The sequence below is a fragment of the Rathayibacter sp. AY2B9 genome (assembly GCF_002931595.1).
In the GTDB taxonomy this organism is placed as follows: domain Bacteria; phylum Actinomycetota; class Actinomycetes; order Actinomycetales; family Microbacteriaceae; genus Rathayibacter.
Genome location: NZ_PSUB01000007.1, coordinates 14427 through 30123 on the forward strand (window position 1 = coordinate 14427; position 15697 = coordinate 30123).

Consider the following 15697-nt stretch of genomic DNA (forward strand, 5'->3'; position numbering starts at 1 on the left):
GGCGGGGGACTGCACCGCCCTGCGGCGCTCGACGGGACGGGCGGAGCGGAGACGGCGCCTCGCGGACGGGACCGGCCCTCCCGTTCACGCGGACGCTCCGCTGCACCGGCCCGGCGGGGACGGCGGCGCTGTGCGAAACTGGGCGCGATGACCCACATGCTACCGCCAGCCCCCGACGGGCGGCGGAGCCTCGCCGACGTCCTGCCGGGCGCCCTCGACGCGCTCCTGGGCCGCCCCGGCCTCTTCGGCTCGCCCCGCGTCGAGCGGATCGTGATCGTCCTCGTCGACGGCCTGGGTGCCGCGAACCTCCGCCAGCGCGGGGGCCACTCGCGCACGCTCGCTCCGGCCCTCAACCGCGGCACCACGCTCGTCTCGGGCTTCCCGACGACCACCGCGGCGGCCCTGGCGAGCCTGACGACGGGCCTGCGCCCGGGCGGGCACGGGATGGTCGGCTACCGCGTGCTCGACCGCGCCTCCGACCGCCTGGTCAACCAGCTCTCCGGCTGGGACGAGGGCATGGTGCCCGAAACGTGGCAGCCCCACCCCACGGTCTTCGAGCAGGCCTCGGCCGCCGGTGTCCGGGCCGGAGTGATCGGCCCCGCGCGGTACGCCCGCTCCGGTCTCACGCGGGCGATCCTGCGCGGCGCCGAGTACCACTCCGCCGGCGGCGTCGCCGAGCGCTTCACGGCGGCGCGCGCCCTGCTCGACGAGGGCGGCCGGCAGCTCGTGTACCTCTACGTCCCCGAGCTCGACCAGGCGGCGCACGCGCGCGGCTGGGAGTCGCCGGAGTGGACGGCAGCGCTCGAGCTCCTGGACGGGGAGGTCGGCAAAGCGGTCCGCGGGCTCTCCGCCCGCGAGAGCGTGCTGGTCACCGCCGACCACGGCATCGTGGACGTCCCGGCGTCCTCGCACGTGCTCGTCGAGCGGGGACCGCTGCTCGAGGGCGTCCGGCACCTCGGAGGAGAGCCCCGCTGCCTGCAGCTGCACCTCGAGCCCGGTGTGGACCCCGACGAGGTGGCGCGGCGCTGGATCGAGGCGGAGGGCGCACGCGCCTGGATCGCGACGCGCGACGAGGTCGCCGTGAGCGGCTGGTTCGGCGAGGTCTCTCCGGCGGCGGCCGAGCGGATGGGCGACGTGTTCGTCGCGGCGCGGAGGACCATCGCCTACTACGCGGCGGACGACTCCTCCGGCCGCTCGATGATCGGGCAGCACGGGTCGCTCACGCCGGAGGAGACGCAGGTGCCGCTCCTCCGCTTCGGCGCGCTGGCCTGAGCCGGGCCGGAGGGACGGGGGGCACCGTCCGCCCCGGCGGAGCCGCGCCGGCGGAGGGTCAGTCGTCGCTGCGCGCTCCGAAGACGATCTCGTCCCAGCTCGGCATCGACGCCCGCCCCCGGCGGAGGCTCCCGCGCACGCCCGACGGCTGCTCGGGGACCGGGGGAGCGGTGCGCGGCGGCTCCGGTGCCTTCTCGACGGGAGGAGCGGCCTCGGCCTCGGGCTCCGGCTCCTCGCGGACGCGGAGGCTCGAGGCGTGATCGCGCTCGCCCCGGCGGCGACGCAGGGCGTCGAGCAGGTCGGCGGTGTCGTTGAGGTTGCGCTCGCGCTGCTCCGTCGTGCTGGTGACGGGGCGGGGGAGCGTCGAGATCGGGCGCGGGGTCTCGGAGAGGGCCGGCTGCGGCTCCGTGTCGGAGGGGCGGACGGCGGCCGGCCGGGCGTGCGGCATCGCGGCGGGGCGGCCTGCCGTGGGGTGGTCGGCCCGGGCGGAGCGGGTCGGCGCCTCCGCGGACTCCGGGTCGAAGCGCGTGGCGAGCTCGTCGACGGCGGCGGGGATGACGGCGCGCAGGCGCGGGATGAGGGTCGGCCGGATCTCGCCCTGCTGCGAGAGCGTGATCGCCTCGGAGGTCAGCGGCGACAGCAGCGCCTTCCGCGGGTCGAAGCGCCAGCGGGCGTCGTGGTCGATCTCGTCCGAGCGGAAGAGGAGCTTGACGGTCCAGCCCTCCTCCTCCTTCCAGCTCGACCACTGCTCGCCCTCGGCGCCGAGCGACGCGAGGCGGTCGCGGATGACGTCGCCGAAGGGCGTGCCCTCCTCGAGGGGATCGGGGTCGGTGGTCGTGTAGACGCGCACGGCGAGAGCGGACGCGACGATGTGCTCGCGCTCAGCCGTGACGGGTCCCTCGAAGCGCTGGACGTAGCCCAGGTCGGCGCCCGTGAGCTCGGCGACCTCCTCGGCGGAGAGCCCGGAGCGGATGTGGGCCTGGATCTCACGGGGGGAGACGCGCTTCTCGCGCGGCGGGAGGGTGTGGACCCGCGGCCGCAGCTGGCTCTGCAGCGTCTCGTCGATGCGGACCGAGAAGCGCTCGCCGCCCTCGGACACGAGGACGAGCGATCCGCCCTCGACGCCGATCACCTTCAGTTCCATCATCGTGGGGACCCTCCTTCTGGACGCGGACCGGGCAAGGATGCCACGCGCCCGGGCGATCGGCCGGGAATACCCCGGGCGGGTCGAAAGTTGGTGCGGAAGGAGGCGGGGCGAGCGGGTGTCAAGAGCCGTTCGAGGTGGTTTGCGAATCGATGCGTCGTGATGCACACTGACCCCGCCGATTTGTTGAACAGCAGAAATAAGAAGTGGATGGGAATGGCTACGGACTACGACGCCCCCCGCAAGACCGATGACGACTCCGAGTCGATCGAGGCCCTGAAGGAGCGAGTCCCCGACAAGATGTCCGGAGTCGTCGACGTCGATGACGCCGACAACCCGGGCGGATTCGAACTGCCCGGTGCCGATCTGTCCGACCTCGATCTGGACGTCGTGGTCCTTCCGCCCCAGGCGGACGAGTTCACGTGCGTGAGCTGCTTCCTCGTGAAGCACCGCTCGCAGATCGACCACGAGGAGAAGCTCGGACCGATCTGCCTGGAGTGCGCCGCTTAAGCGCCTCCCGGCTCCGAAGGACGACCGCTCCGTCGCCGTGATCCCCGGATCGCGGCGACGATGTCGTCCGGGCGGCGAGTGGAGACCAGCCAGTACGGCGTCGGGTCGGCCGGATCCTCGATCGGGACCCGCACCACCTCCTTCACCCAGCCGCGGATGACCAGGTACGCCCGCGCGTCCAGGCGCGTCCCACGCTCGGCGAACGCCTGGTCCCCCGAGTAGGAGGACGGCTCGCCCACGAGGTCCAGCGGGATGTGCGCGCGGCCGGCGCGCAGCTCCCCCTCCGCCACCTCGATCACGGGGGAGAGGGCCAGCAGCGACAGCACGCAGCCCGCGTACAGCACGACTGCGACGATCACCCCCACCGCGAAGTCGATGGGCGCGAACACCAGGATGCTGGCGGGGATCACGAGGGCGGTGGCGACGAAGAGCCAGGGCGCGGGCCACAGCCTCTCTCGGTAGGACGGCATGACCCTATTGGATCAGACGTTTGGTCTACCCTCGTCACGTGCCTGCAACCGTCGACGTCCCGATCACCGCGGACCGGCTCCCCTCCTACGCCCGTCCGGGCGACGCGGGAGCCGATCTCCACTCGACGGAGGACGTGGTGCTCGCCCCCGGTGAGCGCGCCTCCGTCGGCACAGGGGTGGCCGTCGCCCTCCCGGAGGGCCACGCCGGCTTCGTCGTCCCCCGCAGCGGGCTGGCCTTCAGGCACGGCATCACCGTCGTCAACGCCCCCGGAACGATCGACGCGGGCTACCGCGGCGAGATCCGGGTGGCGCTGCTCAACACCGACAGCCGCGAGACGTACCGCGTCTCGGCGGGGGACCGGATCGCGCAGCTCGTGATCGTCCCCGTCGTCCAGGCGAGGTTCACGGCCGTCGACGAGCTTCCCGAGTCGGTCCGCGGCACGGGCGGCTTCGGATCCACCGGGTACGCCGCCGGCGCCCAGGAGACCAGAATCCACGAGGAGAGCGCATGAGCGACATCCAGTCCACGACCGGCGAGGCCGCCGAGCCCGTCCAGCAGGACTTCGAGAAGTCGGCGCCGGAGGACCGCGCGGAGGCCGGGCCCCTGGACGAGCGCGAGGCCAACCCGGTCCGCCCCTACATCGACCTCGGCGGGGTGAAGGTGCTTCCCCGCGAGGGCATGCACATCCGCCTCGAGGTCGAGGAGGGGACCAAGCGCGTCATCGCCGTCGGCCTCGACTACGCAGGGTCGACGCTGCAGGTGCAGCCCTTCTCCGCGCCGCGCTCCTCGGGCCTCTGGCACGAGATCCGCGGCCAGATCGCCGAGCAGATCGGCCGTCAGGGCGGATCGACGACGGAGCGCGACGGCGTCTTCGGTCCGGAGCTCGTCGCCGAGCTCCCGATCGCCGGCGGCCAGACCCGCGTCGCCCGGTTCGTCGGCGTCGACGGTCCGCGCTGGTTCCTCCGCGGCGTGATCGCCGGAGCCGGAGCCGTCGACGAGCAGGCGGCCGCCTCGGTCGAGGAGCTCTTCCGCAGCATCGTCGTGGTCCGCGGCAGCGGCCCGATGCCTCCGCGCGACCTGATCCCGCTGAAGGTGCCGACCGGCAGCCAGACCCAGCAGAGCGCGAGCTGACCGGCATGGAGCCGGTGCGGCCCGAGGACCCGGCCCGATCGGAGGAGCCGGTCCGGCCCGAGGTCGGCGACGCGATCGCGCAGGCCGCCCGCCGCTCGGGACTCGGCGCGGTCGCCGACGGCGAGCCGTTCGACGGGAAGGCGCTGCTGCGCACCATGGGCGGCGTCCGGGGGATCCTCGAGGCCGTCGTGCCCGGCATCGCCTTCGTCCTGCTCTACACGGTCACCTCGGAGCTCGTGCTCTCGCTGGTCGCATCCGTCGGGCTCGCCGTGGCGTTCACGGTGGCGCGGGTGCTCGGCCGGACGCCGGTGATCCAGGCCGTCGGCGGACTGCTCGCCGTGGTGGTCTCGGCCGCACTGGCGCTGTTCACCGGGCGGGGCGTCGACAACTTCGCCCTGGGGCTGCTCACCAACCTCGTCTACGGGCTCGTCTTCCTCCTCTCCGTCCTCGTGCGCTGGCCCCTGATCGGCGTCGCCGCCGGCTTCCTGATGGGGCACGGCACCTCCTGGCGGTCCGATCGGCGCAAGCGCCGCCTCTTCGGCGCCCTGACCCTCGCGTGGGCGGGGCTCTTCCTCCTGCGCCTGGCCGTGCAGTACCCGCTGTTCCTCGCCGAGGACACCACGGCGCTGGGCATCTGGAAGCTGGCGCTGGGCCTGCCCCTGTACGCGCCGCTGCTGGTGCTCACCGTGCTCGCCGTCCGGGCCGAGTACCGCGGAGCCGACGAGCGCGCCGATGCGGGCGATGCTCCGGATCGTGCGTAGAATTGTCTCGACGTCGAGATAAATAGCGCTCGCCTCCCCGCACCGTCGCGGCGAGGTCGACCGGGCGCCTCGGCGTCGAGGAGTTAGGTCCACCTTGGTGGCAGGCCGCTGTGCGCGGTCGTCAAGATGAGGACGGAGAGCGGCTCCGCCCGTCGGCGGACGCTGCAGTCAGCGAAGGAGAGGGCGACGTGTCCGCGGTAGACAGCTTTGGATCGAAAGACACCCTGAAGGTCGGCTCGACCGACTACGAGGTGTTCCGCATCGACCGGGTCCCCGGTCACGAGAAGCTCCCGTTCAGCCTCAAGGTGCTGCTCGAGAACCTCCTCCGCACGGAGGACGGCGCGAACATCACCGCCGACCACATCCGCGCCCTCGGCGAGTGGGTCCCGGAGTCGGAGCCCGACACCGAGATCCAGTTCACGCCGGCCCGCGTGGTCATGCAGGACTTCACCGGCGTGCCCTGCATCGTCGACCTCGCCACGATGCGCGAGGCCGTCGCTGCCCTGGGCGGCGACGCGAACCGGATCAACCCGCTCGCGCCCGCCGAGATGGTCATCGACCACTCCGTCATCGCCGACCTCTTCGGCACCGAGGACGCGCTCGAGCGCAACGTCGAGCTCGAGTACGAGCGCAACGGCGAGCGGTACCAGTTCCTCCGCTGGGGCCAGACCGCCTTCGACGACTTCAAGGTCGTCCCGCCCGGAACCGGCATCGTGCACCAGGTCAACATCGAGTACCTGGCCCGCGTCACCATGACCCGCGAGGTGGGCGGCGCGCTGCGCGCCTACCCCGACACCTGCGTCGGCACCGACTCGCACACGACGATGGTCAACGGCCTCGGCGTGCTCGGCTGGGGCGTCGGCGGCATCGAGGCCGAGGCCGCGATGCTCGGCCAGCCCGTCTCGATGCTCATCCCGAAGGTCGTCGGCTTCAAGCTCACCGGCTCGATCCCGACCGGCGTGACCGCGACGGACGTCGTGCTCACCATCACGCAGATGCTGCGCAAGCACGGCGTGGTCGGCAAGTTCGTCGAGTTCTACGGGGCCGGCGTCGCCGCGGTGCCGCTCGCCAACCGCGCCACCATCGGCAACATGAGCCCCGAGTTCGGCTCCACCGCCGCGATGTTCCCCATCGACGATGTGACCCTCGACTACCTGCGCCTCACCGGCCGCAGCGACGAGCAGATCGCCCTCGTCGAGCAGTACTCCAAGCTGCAGAAGCTCTGGCACGACCCCGCGGTCGAGCCGGTCTTCAGCGAGTACCTCGAGCTCGACCTCGGCACCGTCGTCCCCTCGATCGCCGGCCCGAAGCGCCCGCAGGACCGGATCGAGCTCTCGTCCGCCAAGACGCAGTTCGAGTCGGACCTCACCAACTACGCGGACGTCTCGCACGACATCGTCGACCTGACCATCGCGGAGTCGTTCCCCGCCTCCGACCCCGGAGAGCTGCAGCCGCAGGACGAGCACAGCAGCCACGAGCACACCCACCGCTCGCACGCGCCGTCGACCGCCTCCAAGCCGACCACGGTCGAGCTCGGCGAGGGCGGGACCTTCACGATCGATCACGGCGCCGTCGCGATCGCGGCGATCACCTCGTGCACCAACACGTCGAACCCGTCCGTCATGCTCGCGGCCGGCCTGCTGGCCCGCAACGCGGCGCAGAAGGGCCTGAAGGCCAAGCCGTGGGTCAAGACCACGCTGGCGCCCGGATCGAAGGTCGTCACCGACTACTACGAGAAGGCCGGCCTGACCGAGTCGCTCGAGGCGCTCGGCTTCTACACGGTCGGCTACGGCTGCACGACCTGCATCGGCAACTCCGGCCCGCTGCTCGAGGAGATCTCGGCCGCGGTGCAGGACAACGACCTCGCCGTGACCGCCGTGCTCTCGGGCAACCGCAACTTCGAGGGCCGCATCAACCCGGACGTGAAGATGAACTACCTGGCGAGCCCCCCGCTCGTCATCGCCTACGCGCTCGCCGGCTCGATGAACTTCGACTTCGAGGTCGACGCGCTCGGCACCGACTCCGACGGCAACGACGTGTTCCTCAAGGACATCTGGCCCGACGCGGCCGAGGTGCAGGCGACGATCGACTCGTCGATCGACAAGTCGATGTTCGACACGCAGTACGCGGGCGTGTTCGACGGCGACGAGCGCTGGCGCGCGCTGCAGACCCCCGAGGGCTCGATCTTCGAGTGGGACGAGTCGTCGACCTACGTGCGGAAGCCCCCGTACTTCGACGGCATGACGATGGAGACGACCCCGGTCACCGACATCGCCGGTGCCCGCGTGCTCGCCAAGCTCGGCGACTCCGTCACGACCGACCACATCAGCCCCGCCGGCTCGATCAAGGCCGACAGCCCCGCCGGCCGCTACCTCGACGAGCACGGCATCGACCGCAAGGACTACAACTCCTACGGCTCGCGCCGCGGCAACCACGAGGTGATGATCCGCGGCACGTTCGCGAACATCCGCCTGCGCAACCAGCTGCTCGACGGCGTGGAGGGCGGCTACACCCGCGACTTCACTCAGCCGGACGCCCTGCAGTCGTTCATCTACGACGCGTCGCAGAACTACCAGGCCGAGGGAACCCCGCTCGTCATCCTGGGCGGCAAGGAGTACGGCTCCGGCTCGTCGCGCGACTGGGCGGCCAAGGGCACGAGCCTGCTGGGCGTCAAGGCGGTCATCGTCGAGAGCTTCGAGCGGATCCACCGCTCGAACCTCATCGGCATGGGCGTCGTCCCGCTGCAGTTCCCCGCGGGCGAGAGCTGGGAGTCGCTGGGCCTGGACGGCACCGAGTCGATCAGCATCTCGGGCATCGAGGAGCTGAACGAGGGCGTCACCCCCAAGACGGTCCACGTCGTCGCCGAGCCGACCGAGCACTCAGCCGAGGGCAAGCAGACCGTCGAGTTCGACGCGGTCGTCCGCATCGACACCCCCGGTGAGGCGGACTACTACCGCAACGGCGGCATCCTGCAGTACGTGCTGCGCTCGCTCGTCTAGATCAGCCGCAGAGCGTGTGCGCCTTCCCTGCGGGGGAGGCGCACACGCGTTCCCGGGGGCCCCGTGCGTAGACTCGGGAGACGTCCCCACCTCGCTCACGACCCCGGAAGGCGGCGCGCATGGCTGTTCTCGAGACCATCGGCGGTCCTCGCGATCTCGATCGCCTGACCGCGGCCGAGCTCGAGACGCTGGCGCAGGAGATCCGCGACTTCCTCGTGCGCGAGGTCTCGAAGACCGGCGGCCACCTGGGGCCGAACCTCGGCGTCGTCGAGACGACCATCGCGATCCACCGGGTCTTCGACTCGCCGCACGACGCGATCGTGTTCGACACCGGACACCAGTCCTACGTCCACAAGCTGCTCACCGGTCGCCAGGACTTCTCGAAGCTCCGGCAGCGCGGCGGCCTCGCCGGCTACCCGCAGCGGAGGGAGTCGCCGCACGACATCGTCGAGAGCTCGCACGCCTCCAGCTCGCTGTCCTGGGCGGACGGCATCTCCCGCGCCTTCACGATGACCGGTCAGACCGACCGCCACGTCGTCGCGGTCGTGGGCGACGGCGCCCTCACCGGCGGCATGACCTGGGAGGCGCTGAACAACATCAGCGACGACAACTCCCGCGGGCTCGTCATCGTGGTCAACGACAACGGGCGCTCCTACGCCCCGACGATCGGCGGCATGGCCCGCTTCCTCAACGGCGTCCGCACGCGGCCGACCTACCGCACGATGCACCGCGGCTCCCGGGCCGTCTCGGAGCGGCTGGGCGGCCCCGCCGCCGCCGTCTACCGCGGCGTGCGCGGCGGGCTCCACGGCTTCCTCAGCCGCTTCATCAACAACGAGGCGCTCTACTCCAACCTCGACATCAAGTACCTGGGGCCGATCGACGGACACGACCTGACGGCGATGGAGGAGGCCCTCCAGCAGGCGAAGGACTACGGCCAGCCGGTCATCGTCCACGCGATCACCCAGAAGGGCAAGGGCTTCGGTCCGGCCGTGCACGACCTCGCCGACCAGTTCCACGCCGTCGGGCAGATCGACCCCGAGACGGGCGAGCCGCTGAGCGCGGCCGGGGCCCGATCGTGGACCTCGGTGTTCGCCGAGGAGATCGTCACCCTGGCCGACGAGGACCCGACGATCGTCGGCATCACGGCCGCCATGCTCCGGCCCGTCGGTCTCGACCGCCTCGCGGAGAAGTACCCGGAGCGCGTCTTCGACGTCGGCATCGCGGAGCAGCACGCCGTGACCTCGGCCGCCGGTCTCGCCTTCGGCGGGCTGCATCCGGTCGTCGCGCTGTACGCCACCTTCGTGAACCGCGCCTTCGACCAGGTGCTGATGGACGTCGCACTGCACCGCGCGGGCGTCACCTTCGTACTGGACCGTGCCGGAGTCACCGGGCCCGACGGTCCGAGCCACCACGGCATGTGGGATCTGGCGATCCTGCAGGTCGTCCCGAACATCCGCCTCGCCGCTCCGCGCGACTCCGTGCGCCTGCGCGAGGAGCTGCGCGAGGCCGTGGGCGTCACCGACGCGCCGACCGTGGTGCGCTTCTCGAAGGGGAGCGTCGGCGACGAGATCGACGCCGTCGAGCGCCTCGGCGACGGGGTCGACGTGCTCGCCCGCGCCGAGCGCAAGGACGTGCTGCTGGTCACGGTCGGGCCGATGGCCGCGATGGGTCTCGAGGTCGCCCAGCGGCTCGCGGCCCAGGGCATCGGAGCCACCGTCGTCGACCCCCGCTGGGTCGTGCCCGTGCCCACCAGCATCATCGAGCTCGCCCGCGAGCACCGCATCGTCGTCTCGATCGAGGACGGGGTGCGCGTCGGCGGGATCGGCACGCGCATCCGCCAGGACCTGCGCGAGGCCGGCGTGGACACCGCGGTGACCGAGCTCGGGCTGCCCGACCAGTTCCTCGACCACGCCAAGCGCGAGGAGATCCTCGAGGACGTCGGACTCACTCCCCAGCACATCGCTCGCGACGTCGTCGCGCAGGTGCTGGGCAGCAAGATCCCGGTCGCCCGTCCGCTCCCGGACGAGGTCGAGGCCCGGGACGACGCCCGCAGCGACTGATCGGCCGTCGGGACCCGTCCCTCAGGCGACGCGCGGAAGGGGCGCCGGATCAGATCCGGCGCCCCTTCCGCGTCACTGCACTCCGCGTCAGTCGACGCCGCGGATCGCGGGGTGGTGGAACGTGTCCCCGAACGCCCGCTCGCTCGCGCCGACCCGGTCGAGGTAGGGCGTGAGCCCGCCCATCTGGAACGGGTAGCCCGCGCCGAGGATCAGGCAGAGGTCGATGTCCTCCGCGGCGTGCACGACGTCGTCGTCCAGCATCCGCTTGACCTCGTCCGCGAGACCCGTCTCGACGCGCAGCCGCAGCTGCTCGGCCGTCATCGGCTCCGTGCCCCCGGCGACGATCGCGACCGCGCGCTTGTCGACGCCCTTCACACGCCCCTTCGCGTCGCGCTCGAAGACGTGGCCGAGCTCGGCGAGGCGGTGCAGGTTGGGGCTGTCGAAGAAGCGGTCGGGGAACGCGGCGTGGTGGGTGTCGAGCACGTGAGCGCCGACCTTGAGGCCCACCAGCTCGAGCAGCTCGAACGGGGTCATCGGCAGGCCGAACGGAGCCAGCGACTGCTCGACGATCTCGAAGGGAGTGCCCGTGTCGACCGCGTGCATCGCCTCGCCCAGGACCTTCGCCAGCACGCGGTTCACCACGAAGCCCGGGGTGTCGCGCGTGATGACGGCGTTCTTCTTGAGCTTCGCGGCGGTGACCATCGCCGTCGAGAGGGTCTCGTCGTCGGTGTGCGGCGTCCGGACCACCTCGATCAGCGGCATGACCGCGACCGGGTTGAAGAAGTGGAAGCCGACGAGGCGCTCGGGGTGCTCCAGCCGCTCGCCGATGCGCTCGACGGAGAGGGACGAGGTGTTGGTCGCGAGCACCGCCGTGGGCGAGACGTAGCGCTCGATGTCGGCGAACACGTCCTGCTTCACCGACAGCTCCTCGAAGACCGCCTCGATCACCCAGTCGGCGTCGGCGAAGTCGGAGCGGTCGGTCGTGCCGGTGATCAGCGCGCGGAGGCGGTTCGCGTCGTCGGGGGAGACGCGTCCCTTCGCCAGCAGCGCGTCTATCTCGGCGCGGATGCCCGCGACGCCCTTGTCGACCCGCTCCTGGTCGAGGTCGGTGATGACCACCGGCACCTGGAGGCGGCGGACGAAGAGCAGCGCGAACTGCGAGGCCATGAGGCCCGCGCCGACCACCCCGACCTTGGTGACGGGCTTGGCCAGCGCCCTGTCGGGCGCTCCCGCAGGACGCTTGGCGCGCTTCTGCACCAGATCGAACGCGTAGATGCTCGCGCGGAACTGGTCGCCCGAGATCAGGTCGGCCAGCGCCTCGTCCTCGGCGGCGAAGCCCTCCTCGCGCGTGGTGTTCTTCGCGGCCTTGAGCAGCTCCAGCGCGCGGTACGGAGACGCCGCGACCGTGCCGATCCGCGACTCCAGCTGCTTGCGCGCGATCGAGATCGCGACGTCCCACTTGACCAGCCGCTCCAGCTTGCCGGGCGCGTTCGGCCGCTCCACCTTCACGGAGCCGCCGATCACACCATCGGCCCAGCGGAGCGAGTCCTCGAGGAAGGCGGCGGGCGGGAAGATCGCGTCGGCGATGCCGAGGTCGAACACCTCCTGGCCCTTGAGCGTGCGGTTGTTCTTCAGCGGGTTCTCGACGACGACCTTGAGGGCGTTCTCGATGCCGATCAGGTTCGGCAGGAGCCACGCGCCGCCCCAGCCGGGGATGATGCCGAGGAAGACCTCGGGGAGCCCGAGCGCGGGGATGGAGGAGTCGACGGTGCGGTAGTCGGCGTTCAGGCCGATCTCGGTGCCGCCGCCCAGGGCGAGGCCGTTGATGAAGGCGAAGGACGGCACGCCCAGCTCGGCCAGCATCCCCAGCGTGCGGTGGCCCAGGCGCGCCAGCTGGCGGCCGAGCTCACGGCTCGGGATGGCCCCGACCTTGCTGAGGTCGGCTCCCGCGGCGAGGATGAACGGCTTGCCGGTGATGCCGACCGCCTGGATCTCGCCGCGCGAGGCGCGCTCCTTCTGCGTGAGGAGGACGTCCGCCAGCTCGAAGAGCGACGCCGGCCCGAAGGTGTTGGGGCGGGTGTGGTCGCGGTCGTTGTCGAGCGTGATCAGGGCGAGCGTGCGGCCGCTGGGCAGCGGCACGTCGCGGACGTAGGAGTGGGTGACGACCTCGCCCTCGGCGAGGTCCACGAGGTTCTCGAATCCGTCGAGCATGGGTCAGCGTCCCTTCCGTCGTCCGCGCTTGCCGTCGTAGTGCGGGTTCTCCCAGATCACCGTGCCGCCCTGGCCGAGGCCGACGCAGAGGGCCGTCACGCCGTAGCGGACCTCGGGGTGCGACTCGAACTGCCGGGCCAGCTGGATCATCAGCCGGACCCCGGAGGAGGCGAGCGGGTGGCCGATCGCGATCGCTCCGCCGTACTCGTTGACGCGCGGGTCGTCGTCGTCGAGGCCGAAGTGGTCGAGGAAGGAGAGCACCTGCACGGCGAACGCCTCGTTGAGCTCGAAGAGCCCGATGTCCTCGATGCCCAGGCCCGCCTTGCGGAGCGCCTTCTCGGTCGAGGGGACCGGGCCGATGCCCATGATCTCGGGCTCGACGCCGGCGTACGCGAAGCTCACCATCCGCATCTTCGCGGACAGGCCCAGCTCCTGCGCGGCGTCGGCGCTGGCCAGGAGCGACACCGTCGCTCCGTCGTTGAGCCCGGAGGAGTTGCCCGCGGTCACCCGGCCATGGGGGCGGAACGGGGTCCGCAGGCCCGCGAGGCCCTCGAGGGTCGTCTCGGGGCGCGGTGCCTCATCGGCGGTCGCGAGGCCCCAGCCCGCGGCGCTGCGCGTGGCGACGGGGACGAGGTCCGGCTGGATGCTGCCGGCGGCGTACGCGGCGGCGAGCTTCTGCTGGCTCCGCAGGGCGTAGTGGTCGGCGCGCTCCTTCGTCAGGTGCGGGAAGCGGTCGTGGATCCGCTCCGCCGTGCGGCCCATGTTGAGCGCGTCCTCGCCGACGAGGCGCTCGGAGAGGAAGCGCGGGTTGGGGTCGGCGCCGAAGCCCATCGGGTGCCGGCCCATGTGCTCCACGCCGCCGGCGAGGACCACGTCGTAGGCGCCGAACGCGATGCCGCCCGCGGTCGCGGTGACCGAGGTCATCGCTCCGGCGCACATGCGGTCGATGGCGAAGCCGGGCACCGACTTCGGCAGCCCTGCGAGCAGCGCCGCCGTGCGGCCGAGGGTCAGGCCCTGGTCGCCCTGCTGGGTGGTGGCGGCGATCGCCACCTCGTCCACCCGCTCCTTCGGCAGCGCGCCGTTGCGCTCCAGCAGACCGATCATCGCCTTGACGACGAGGTCGTCGGCTCGGGTCTGCCAGTACATGCCCTTCTCGCCGGCACGCCCGAACGGAGTACGGACTCCGTCGACGAACACGACTTCGGATCTCTCGGCCACAATGCCTCCCAGGAACTCACGGTCGCCGTCGATCGTAGAAACCGGCACCGCGCAGCCGGAATCCTTTGCCGCTTCCTACGAAGGGGTTTCGGTGCCCTCGGCCGGCGCTTGGGCCGCTTCGACAAACGCGGTGGCGATCGAGCCCGATGTGGCCTCGACCTGCCAGGCGCGGGCGCCGGCACGGGTGAGCTCCGCGGCGACCGACTCCGCGGTCAGCGGCTCGGGCGGGTTCCAGGCCACCCGGCGCAGCAGCTCCGGCGTGAGCAGGTTCTCGACCGGGAGCGAGAGCAGCTCGGCGATCTCGGTGACCACGGCGCGTCCCGCCTTCAGGCGCGCGTCGGCGGCCGGGTTGCGATCGCCCCACGCGCGGGGAGGGGGGAGCGTGTCGGCGGCCGGGCGGGTCGGGCTCGGCAGGTCCTCGGTCGTCGTCCCGCGCTCGATCGCGGCCCACCAGCGCTCGACCTCACCGCGGCTGGCGCGGCCGGTGAAGTCGCGGCGGCCCGAGAGCTGGCCGATGCTGGTCGGGATGTTGCGGGCGACCGCGATGATCGAGGAGTCGGGGATCAGGCGGCCGGGAGCGATGTCGCGCTCGCGGGCGAACGCGTCCCGGGCCAGCCAGAGCTCGCGCGCCACGGCGAGGGGGCGCGGGCCGCGGAGCGAGTGCATGCCGGAGAGGCGGCGCCACGGATCAGGCGGGACCGCCTTCGGGGCGCGCGCGAGCGTCGCCTCGAACTCCTCGCGGGCGATGCGCGTCTTCCGCGCGGCGATGAGCATCTCCTCCATGCGGTCGCGGAGGTCGACGAGGAGCTCCACGTCCTTCGCGGCGTAGACGAGCCAGCTCTGGGGGAGGGGGCGGGTCGACCAGTCGGCGGCCGAGTGCTCCTTGGCCAGGTGGATGCCGAGGAGGTCCTCGACGACGGCGCCGAGGCCCACCTTGGGCAGTCCGAGGAGCCGGGCGGCGAGCTCGGTGTCGAAGATCCGCACCGGGTCCAGGCCCACCTCGCGCAGGCAGGCGAGATCCTGGCTGGCGGCGTGGAGGACCCACTCCTCCTGGCCGATGACCGCCTGCAGGGCGTCCATCCGGCCGATGGCGGGGGGATCGAAGAGGAACGCGCCGGCACCGCGCCGGTAGACCTGGATCAGGTACGCGCGCTGCGAGTAGGTGAAGCCGGAGGCGCGCTCGGCGTCGACGGCGACGGGGCCCTCGCCGGCGGCGAGGGCGTCGACCGCGGCGAGGAACTCGTCGGGCGTGGAGAGGACACGGTAATCAGTCACGGTTGTTCCGTCGGAAGGCGAGCGGGGTCACACCGTCGCTCGATACGGGCGGGAGACCCGCGAGCATGCACAACAGCTCCCCCCACCCTTCCACGTGAGCGGCGAGCTGCGCATCATCCGGGCTCCAGGAGGCGCGGATCTCGATCTGCGCACCGTCCCCCTGAGCGGCCAGCTCGCCGAAACCAGTGGAGAGCACCTTGGTGGCCGTGCCGGACGCGGCGGAATAAGAGGCGCCCCGCGCCCCGAGGGCGTCGATGAGCCAGGACCAGGCGACCTCGGCGAGGAACGGATCGGTGCCGATCTCGACCTCGAGCGGGGCCTGGGCGAAGCAGACGACACGGAAGGGGCCGCCCCACTGCTCGGGCTCCTCGGGGTCGTAGAGCAGGATGAAGCGCCCCGTGCCCAGCTCGGAGTCGCGTCCGTGCGCGTGCGGCGCGACGTCGCCCGACAGGGCGAGGGCCCAGGGCGCGAGACCCGACGGCGAGGCGATCTCGGACACGGTGAGCTCGGCGCGCGTGGCAGCGGCGCGGATCGACTCCGTCGCGACCCGGAACTCCTCAGGGAGCTGGGACGACGCTGGGAATTCGGGCACGATCGCAGACTAGGGTTCCGACGCGCCCGGGACGCGGAGGCACGCCGGGTGGG

The 15697-nt window shown here is 71.9% G+C and carries 13 protein-coding genes; 7 read left to right on the forward strand and 6 right to left on the reverse strand.

The window, feature by feature from the left end; translation table 11 throughout:
- Positions 1 to 147 precede the first annotated feature (147 nt).
- The gene (locus tag C5C25_RS08280; RefSeq protein ID WP_258069372.1) at positions 148 to 1272 is read left to right on the forward strand and encodes an alkaline phosphatase family protein; all 1125 of its coding nucleotides are present in this window, start codon (positions 148 to 150) and stop codon (positions 1270 to 1272) included.
- Positions 1273 to 1330: 58 nt separating this feature from the next.
- Here C5C25_RS08280 and sepH read toward each other — a convergent pair whose 3' ends face one another.
- Positions 1331 to 2419 carry a septation protein SepH gene (gene sepH, locus C5C25_RS08285; RefSeq protein WP_104250317.1) on the reverse strand — a complete coding sequence of 363 codons (1089 nt, stop codon included), beginning with the start codon at positions 2417 to 2419 and terminating at the stop codon, positions 1331 to 1333.
- A 213-nt stretch (positions 2420 to 2632) separates the two neighbouring features.
- Between sepH and C5C25_RS08290 the strand changes: the two genes are divergently transcribed.
- A complete protein-coding gene (locus C5C25_RS08290) occupies positions 2633 to 2926 on the forward strand; it encodes a DUF4193 domain-containing protein (RefSeq protein ID WP_055792269.1) in 294 nt (97 codons plus the stop codon).
- Here C5C25_RS08290 and C5C25_RS08295 read toward each other — a convergent pair.
- Entirely contained in the window at positions 2923 to 3396 is a 474-nt protein-coding gene (locus C5C25_RS08295; protein ID WP_104222107.1) for a DUF3093 domain-containing protein, read from the reverse strand. The genes C5C25_RS08290 and C5C25_RS08295 overlap by 4 nt on opposite strands.
- A gap of 38 nt (positions 3397 to 3434) precedes the next feature.
- On the opposite strand from C5C25_RS08295, the gene dut reads away from it, so the two are divergent.
- The 5 genes from dut (at position 3435) to dxs (ending at position 10348) form a co-directional block, all read left to right on the forward strand.
- Positions 3435 to 3908 carry a dUTP diphosphatase gene (gene dut / locus C5C25_RS08300; protein WP_104222105.1) on the forward strand — a complete coding sequence of 158 codons (474 nt, stop codon included), beginning with the start codon at positions 3435 to 3437 and terminating at the stop codon, positions 3906 to 3908.
- Complete coding sequence (locus tag C5C25_RS08305) at positions 3905 to 4528, forward strand: DUF3710 domain-containing protein (protein WP_104222103.1); 624 nt, start codon at positions 3905 to 3907, stop codon at positions 4526 to 4528. Before dut ends, C5C25_RS08305 begins: the two co-directional genes overlap by 4 nt.
- A gap of 5 nt (positions 4529 to 4533) precedes the next feature.
- Complete coding sequence (locus C5C25_RS08310; RefSeq protein WP_104250318.1) at positions 4534 to 5289, forward strand: DUF3159 domain-containing protein; 756 nt, start codon at positions 4534 to 4536, stop codon at positions 5287 to 5289.
- 188 nt (positions 5290 to 5477) lie between these two features.
- A complete protein-coding gene (acnA, locus tag C5C25_RS08315; protein ID WP_104250319.1) occupies positions 5478 to 8288 on the forward strand; it encodes an aconitate hydratase AcnA in 2811 nt (936 codons plus the stop codon).
- 119 nt (positions 8289 to 8407) lie between these two features.
- Positions 8408 to 10348 (forward strand): 1-deoxy-D-xylulose-5-phosphate synthase, encoded by a 1941-nt coding sequence (gene dxs / locus C5C25_RS08320; RefSeq protein WP_104222098.1) that lies wholly within the window; start codon positions 8408 to 8410, stop codon positions 10346 to 10348.
- Positions 10349 to 10435: 87 nt separating this feature from the next.
- Here dxs and C5C25_RS08325 read toward each other — a convergent pair whose 3' ends face one another.
- From C5C25_RS08325 to C5C25_RS08340, 4 genes are all read right to left on the reverse strand, one after another.
- Complete coding sequence (locus tag C5C25_RS08325; RefSeq protein WP_104250320.1) at positions 10436 to 12559, reverse strand: 3-hydroxyacyl-CoA dehydrogenase NAD-binding domain-containing protein; 2124 nt, start codon at positions 12557 to 12559, stop codon at positions 10436 to 10438.
- Between the two features lie 3 nt (positions 12560 to 12562).
- Positions 12563 to 13777, reverse strand: a complete 1215-nt coding sequence (locus tag C5C25_RS08330; RefSeq protein WP_104250321.1) for a thiolase family protein — start codon at positions 13775 to 13777, stop codon at positions 12563 to 12565.
- 75 nt (positions 13778 to 13852) lie between these two features.
- Complete coding sequence (locus C5C25_RS08335; protein WP_104222092.1) at positions 13853 to 15052, reverse strand: ribonuclease D; 1200 nt, start codon at positions 15050 to 15052, stop codon at positions 13853 to 13855.
- Positions 15045 to 15644, reverse strand: a complete 600-nt coding sequence (locus C5C25_RS08340) for a DUF3000 domain-containing protein (RefSeq protein ID WP_104222090.1) — start codon at positions 15642 to 15644, stop codon at positions 15045 to 15047. The genes C5C25_RS08335 and C5C25_RS08340 overlap by 8 nt, the downstream gene beginning before the upstream one ends.
- Positions 15645 to 15697: the final 53 nt, after the last annotated feature.

Bases quoted from the DNA above. Each gene is read 5' to 3' on its own strand.
- sepH (WP_104250317.1), bottom strand. From the start codon at position 2,419: ATGATGGAACTGAAGGTGATCGGCGTCGAGGGCGGATCGCTCGTCCTC.
- C5C25_RS08295 (WP_104222107.1), bottom strand. From the start codon at position 3,396: ATGCCGTCCTACCGAGAGAGGCTGTGGCCCGCGCCCTGGCTCTTCGTC.
- C5C25_RS08325 (WP_104250320.1), bottom strand. From the start codon at position 12,559: ATGCTCGACGGATTCGAGAACCTCGTGGACCTCGCCGAGGGCGAGGTC.
- dxs (WP_104222098.1), top strand. From the start codon at position 8,408: ATGGCTGTTCTCGAGACCATCGGCGGTCCTCGCGATCTCGATCGCCTG.
- C5C25_RS08310 (WP_104250318.1), top strand. From the start codon at position 4,534: ATGGAGCCGGTGCGGCCCGAGGACCCGGCCCGATCGGAGGAGCCGGTC.
- C5C25_RS08305 (WP_104222103.1), top strand. From the start codon at position 3,905: ATGAGCGACATCCAGTCCACGACCGGCGAGGCCGCCGAGCCCGTCCAG.
- C5C25_RS08280 (WP_258069372.1), top strand. From the start codon at position 148: ATGACCCACATGCTACCGCCAGCCCCCGACGGGCGGCGGAGCCTCGCC.
- C5C25_RS08290 (WP_055792269.1), top strand. From the start codon at position 2,633: ATGGCTACGGACTACGACGCCCCCCGCAAGACCGATGACGACTCCGAG.